Below are 5,812 nucleotides of genomic sequence, written 5' to 3'. Positions count from 1 at the left end.
ACACGCACCCGTTTACCGCCCGACAAGCCGATATCTGGATCTTGGATCACTCCAGACAAACGCTCGCCTAACTGAGCACTAAAGCCCCAACTGATCACCGAACCATCTGCCTGTTGTTTGGTAGGATCAATATAAAGCAGAGCAATCTTATTGCCCCAAACGCGTGCCAATTGTGCCGCGCGTCCTTTGCGGGCCAAATTCACTTGCGATTCACCAATGAGTAACCGATCGGGGTGTATTTCCATCAGATCAGCAAATTGCGCCTTGGTGACAAAACCATCAGCAGTGCCACCCCCTTTAACGGCTTTAATGATTTTGGGATGACGTTTGAGTTTTGACCAAACAACTTTGCCCATAACAATGGTGTTGGGTGTATAGACGAGACTTTTATCCATCGCCTCATCTAAAACAGCATAAGGGTCAGATTTCTCATAATCGCTAAATTTATTTTCACCCTTAAGCGTAATCACCCGCTCTGGTGCGTAATTTTCACTTCTTTGCACAAGCGCTGCCACACGCACTTCACGCCCCAACTCCAGCAAATTGGCAAGACCTTCTACTGCTGTCTTTTCGGGGTTATAACGAGAGCGCTTTTCTGCTCGTGCGCGTGCCGCTGCTTCAATATCTGAATTGGGGATGAGATCATCAAGTCCGTAATCTTTGACACTAGCTTCCCGTTCAAAGGCAGAAAATTCCACCACATTCGGGCGTCCTTTCCGCCCTATCTCAAGCTCAGGCACCGTAAAATTTTCCGCTAAGGGAAATTCACTATATTTAAACACTTCACTTAAAACAGAAACACGGGGCAAAACTCTATCGCCAATAAGAGAGCCAGCTGGATTGCGATAACCAATAGCAATAGCGGTGAGTGTTGGATCAATGGGAAAAGGTCTGTTCATCATAAGCCTCGATTAATTAATTTTAAAAGAAATAACATCACCAGCAGAACCATCACTCATGGCAATACCAATCGTGCGATCTGCAGCTTCCGCTTTAATGGCGTGTCCTTTGGGGTCAGAGGTCAAAAAATCACCAAAAGAAACATTGCCCCCACAAACCACTTCGCCCCAACCACATTGGCCAACATCAATCATCTCACCAGCCTTTGCGCTCAATGCCCCAGCAGTCCCTAATAATTTATCACCCTTACCAGAAGCCGTTGCCACCATTCCCTCAGTGCGCGCTGCAACAATGCAATAAGGTGAAATCACATCTATGGCGCGAAAAGATTTAATTAAAATCATCGTACTCATGATTGGCGCTCCTTTTGTTCGCAAATATAATCAACTGCTTGGCTAATGGTGATATCCCACCCTTTTTGCTTCTGCTCTTCCTTATAATGGCGTGCCGCAACAGCAATCTCTTCTGGCGCAAGCTTTGGTTCTTGCTTGAAACAAGAGGTCTCCAAAGGACTCCTAGCGGCAAGCGCCGGCAACTTCTCGACCAAACTTTTAAAATGTTCCACACCCCCTTCAAAGCTACAGAGTGCACGATATTCTTCGCGGGAAGCCGGCAAGATTTTGCCCTCTTCAATGGCCTTGTCTAAAAGGCTCTCAATAGCCTTATTTTTCTGCTCTTCTTGCAAAAGCGCTAAATCTTCTTGCACCTTTGTCAATTGGGAATTTAATTCCGCGCGTTCTTTTTCGCGCGCTTTAAGCGTTGCTAAAATCTCATCCGCTTTAGCATCTTCTGCCAGCTCCAGAGCACTGGCAATGGCTGTCAAATCCATCATTTTCTCCGTCAAAGTTATAGGGGAAGGCTGTTCACGGCTTAAAGCCGTCATGACAAGGGCTGGACGGTTCACCAAACCAGCACCGGCTAAATTTAAAATTTCACCTTTCTTCGAATGGCGAAACTCCGGCGAAAGATAGCGATATTCTCGGGCAATAATTTTTTTGGTAGCCATATCGGTCCATTTAACCCGCCCCCAAATTGCACCATCCCGCTCTGCTAACTCTTCAATCCAGCCACTTGCCGGCGCTTCCAAGCCATTTCTCGCTCGGTGATGTTGCCCATGCTCATAATCAATCACAAGCGGTCCTTTATTGGCTGCAAAAGCTTTTAAAATAGTTTGCGGGTTATAATGCCATTGTCGTCCATCACGAGCCTTCACATGCGGCGCTTTGGGCAAAAGCTCTACCCACTCAGGCGCTTGGCTAACGGTAACGTCTTGGCAAAGATCTATTAACGCGGCATGAAATGTCTCGTCATGACATATCTCAGCATGCCCATCTTCGCCATTTTCGTGAAATTCTTGCTCCATAAACATTGCCTATTGCTTTACAATTGTCATTGGCAATACAATGCATGAAACTTACTCCCACTATAAGTCTGACACTGTCAGTCAAAAGAGCATTTCTCAAAAAAGCACTCTTTTCCCTATTATTCTTCTTGTGAGAGACCCCCGTGTCAAACCATCCCATAAAATCGTTTTCAAAGGCACTTCAAAGGCGATAGAGCGCCGTTGTGAAGTTAGAGGTACAATTTATCGTCTTATACAAAAAAGCCTCTCTCAAGCTGTTTTTTTTAAGATTGCTTTTAAACTTTTAAACTGTTACATTATCCGCGAGGCGTGAGCCAGTTATACCAGGACGGTTTTACCGGATCTGCGAGGAGTTGACCGCCCTCCACGCCTTCTCATTTTCCTCGCCTCTTTTCCATTAAGAACAAAAGACTTTCTTCCTGTTGTTTTCTTTACAACAACCTCTCGCCCTTTTTTTCAGCCGCATCCAATAAGCGTCCAATTTCTCTAGAGCTTTTTTTATGCATGGAGGTCAACCACCATTCTTGTTTGCTTGCCACGAATTTAACTGCTAAGCGCCACCATACCCCATCATTTTCACCCAAAAACACAACGCTCGGTACACCTTTTCGCCTGATAATGCCATGAGGTTTTATGAATGTTTGAATGGCGCCACGAAAATCATCCAAGCGAAGATCACGCGCTTGATGCTCTAACAAAATATGTTTCACACTGTCTGAAGATAAGCGAATAAGAGAACCGTCCGCTGCAAAAACATCACCCACCTTTGGGATCATTGGGGCAATGGGAATAAATCCACGCGGCATACGTCCTTCAAACATGGCTTCCAAAAGTGGTGAACCCACAATATCTTCAATGGCAATGCGTTTTCGATTGTCCCCCATCACAGAGACTTTATCACTCAAAAAATTGCTTAAGTTTTGCGCGCGATGTTTCCCAGGATTAGAATGCCAACCAGGATCAATCCCCTTTGGTATCTTCTCAATTTTCCCCGTTCGCTTATTGTGCCAAACCTTCTGCTCCACTTGAAGTGGCGGCGAATCCTCTTCATAGCCTAAATCTTCTGCTTCATAACGGCTTACCTGTCGCACACTACATTTACACCGCCAGCCATTGGGTGGATAAAGCCAATCCCAAACCGGATCATCAACAGGTGCCGTAAACCCCACCCAACTTTCATGTTCTAAACGCTTATGTTCTGAACTCGACAAAGCATAGGTGAGATAGGGCAAAAATTCTTTATTATTTTGTGTGCGCTCCCACTCGCCTGCTGCATGCGCACTCATGGTATTAGCCCAATAGACCGTCTCTAAGCGTCGCGGGCTGCCCAATTGCACCACGCTCTTTTCACCAGTTTTGGGGTCAATGCTGGTCTTTTTACCCCACCAACCCTTTTCTTGTAAAATCGGCATCAGATTTTTTTGAAATTCTTGAAAAGGAACTTGATGTTTTATAGCCTCTCCAACCGCTTGTTTAAAATCTTCTAAAATGTCATAGCCTAGCGATTTTGCCACGGTAAAGGAAAAGGCATGTTCTTCTGGTGCTATATCACGCCAATCAAAGCTTGGAACAAGTGCCTTGGCTTCAAAATAACGGGTGACCTCTTTAGGGGCGGTTTTAAAAAGTTCCTCATCCATGATACCCAAGCCCACGTGCAATCATTTGCACCTTTGCCAAGCGCGCTGCTAATGCATGATGATCCATCTCACCCAATAATTCATCTAAGCCTTTAAGGATATCCTCATAACTTTTTGCTTCTCTCACAAGCTTTTTAAAAGGCTCTAAAAGGGGTTCTAAGTCCTCTTCCCAGTCGCTTAAAGCTTCTTATGAAAGCCGGTCCAATTCGTCGTGATGTTTCCCACCCTGCTCTTTTCCACCCTTGTCCTCTCTTGTCACAGAAACATCAAAAACACCTCCACAATCAGCACAAACATGAGCCTTTTGTCTTGCCTCACCATCCTCTTGTCCCCTCTCATCATCAAACGAATTATCAGGAGCCTTTAAAACATCCTCTTCTTTTTTTGGTTGCGAAAAGCCAATCTTATTGCGCACTTCTTGCGCCCCAACACGCAAACCCAAGGGCACAAGTTTTTCCAAAGCGTCACTGATGGCTTTAATATCTTCATTTTCAGAAATCGGCCAATAGACAAGGGGAGTGCGCTCTTGGCGCCCAAAATTAATCTCAACAAAGGGCACAATCAAATCACGATTAGCTGTCAAGGCTAATTGGCGTGCATCAGCTCTTGCAATATCATGGCGTACATTTTCATGAATGCGCGCTTGCGAAAAAGACGAACCTTCATCCGTCGTCATCGTTTGCCCCAATACCCCTTTAGAAATCTGCCGATCTAAATATTCCGCTTTGACACCAAAAACCGCATTGCCACTGCCCCCTGCCGCTTCAATAAATTCAATCTCCATCTCTTTGGGAATAATCGCTGCCGCATCACTGGATAAATCACGCACCGCTTGAATGAGAACCCGCCGTTCCTCATGAGAAGAGCTCGCACCATATTTACCCACACGCAAAGGCATGCCATAAACTTCTAAGAAAGCCATCCAATCTTTCAGTGTATAAGACTTGAAGAGAAATGCCCAAGCTGCAAGCCGCGCAAGCCCAGAACGAATAGGCAAACCGCTTTTCAACTTGGGTCTGTGAATAGAAAATTTATAAGCAGGCAATTCACTTCCATTAAAAGACCCCTCTTCTTTTAAACGCAAATGAAAACCATCCCGCCGATCCAATTGAAAAAACCGCTGGTCACGCCATTTCCAAGCAACCGGCCACCATTCCTTGGCACTCTTGTCCCACAAAGTTTCAACAACCGCATAGCCTTTTCCCAAAGCATCTAACAAATCCGTCACATAATCATCAACAAAGGTAGGTGCACTGATCACTTCCCGCACCGCATCTGCTATCTTTTTGTCCTGTGCACTGCTGCTTGCTGCAATCACACTAGGTTCCACCCCTGTAAGGGCATTTTTACGCATGCCAAGCACAGCACGATAATGCAAATCACGCTCTTCCATATCATCGGCAAGTTGGAAAAACTGCTCTGGATGCCCCTGTGCTGCCTGTTGCAAAATATCAGCAAGTTGCGCAGGGGTGAGACCACTGACAATGGTTTGTGACCATACATCACGAACACCGCCAACGGTAGGGCTTGCAACTTCTCGCTCCAACCCTTTGATATTAAGCGCCCTGACCCACTGATCTAAAAGTTTTACCATCTCATTATCCCATCAATAAATCTTTGATCGCATTGTTGAAAAAAAAGGCGTTGAAAAGAGCGAGCTTTCATCAAAATGATAAGCCTCTCTCACAGGTGTATAATCATAAATTTCAGGAGTTTGGCGGCTGGCAAAATAAGCCAAAGCGCAAGCAATCGCGCTATCACCATGGCGCATAAAACCGTCACTGCCTTTAAAACGGTGATTGTCTGGAATTTTCACAATGCCATTGACATAAGCAAGCGCTTGATGATCGGCAACAATGTCACTATCGCGCGGCAAAACAATCGTCCCATCCCCAAAAGCTTCTAAATAAGC

Annotated in this window: 4 protein-coding genes and 2 pseudogenes; all 6 read right to left on the bottom strand. The window is 45.4% G+C overall.

Features of this window, described 5'->3' with window-relative positions:
• On the bottom strand, nt 1–899 hold an 899-nt coding region (locus tag ACFIO3_RS07650), incomplete at its 3' end, for a capsid protein (RefSeq protein ID WP_375704276.1).
• Between the two features lie 12 nt (nt 900–911).
• Nucleotides 912–1,253 carry a hypothetical protein gene (locus ACFIO3_RS07645; RefSeq protein ID WP_375607972.1) on the bottom strand — a complete coding sequence of 114 codons (342 nt, stop codon included), beginning with the start codon at nt 1,251–1,253 and terminating at the stop codon, nt 912–914.
• Nucleotides 1,250–2,263, bottom strand: coding sequence for a phage protease (locus ACFIO3_RS07640; RefSeq protein ID WP_375704275.1), 1,014 nt, complete (start codon nt 2,261–2,263; stop codon nt 1,250–1,252). The genes ACFIO3_RS07645 and ACFIO3_RS07640 overlap by 4 nt, the downstream gene beginning before the upstream one ends.
• Before the next feature lie 431 nt (nt 2,264–2,694).
• A complete protein-coding gene (locus tag ACFIO3_RS07635) occupies nt 2,695–3,900 on the bottom strand; it encodes a phage minor head protein (protein ID WP_375704274.1) in 1,206 nt (401 codons plus the stop codon).
• Nucleotides 3,893–5,494 (bottom strand): annotated as a pseudogene (locus ACFIO3_RS07630) (DUF935 domain-containing protein). The gene ACFIO3_RS07635 and the pseudogene ACFIO3_RS07630 overlap by 8 nt, the downstream one beginning before the upstream one ends.
• A 12-nt stretch (nt 5,495–5,506) precedes the next feature.
• Nucleotides 5,507–5,812, bottom strand: a pseudogene (locus ACFIO3_RS07625) (hypothetical protein); the annotation flags it as partial.

The sequence above is a fragment of the Bartonella sp. AD328YNZD genome, assembly GCF_042196425.1.
The sequence above is the reverse complement of the archived record's forward strand: the minus strand, read 5'-3'. Positions and strand labels throughout refer to the sequence as shown.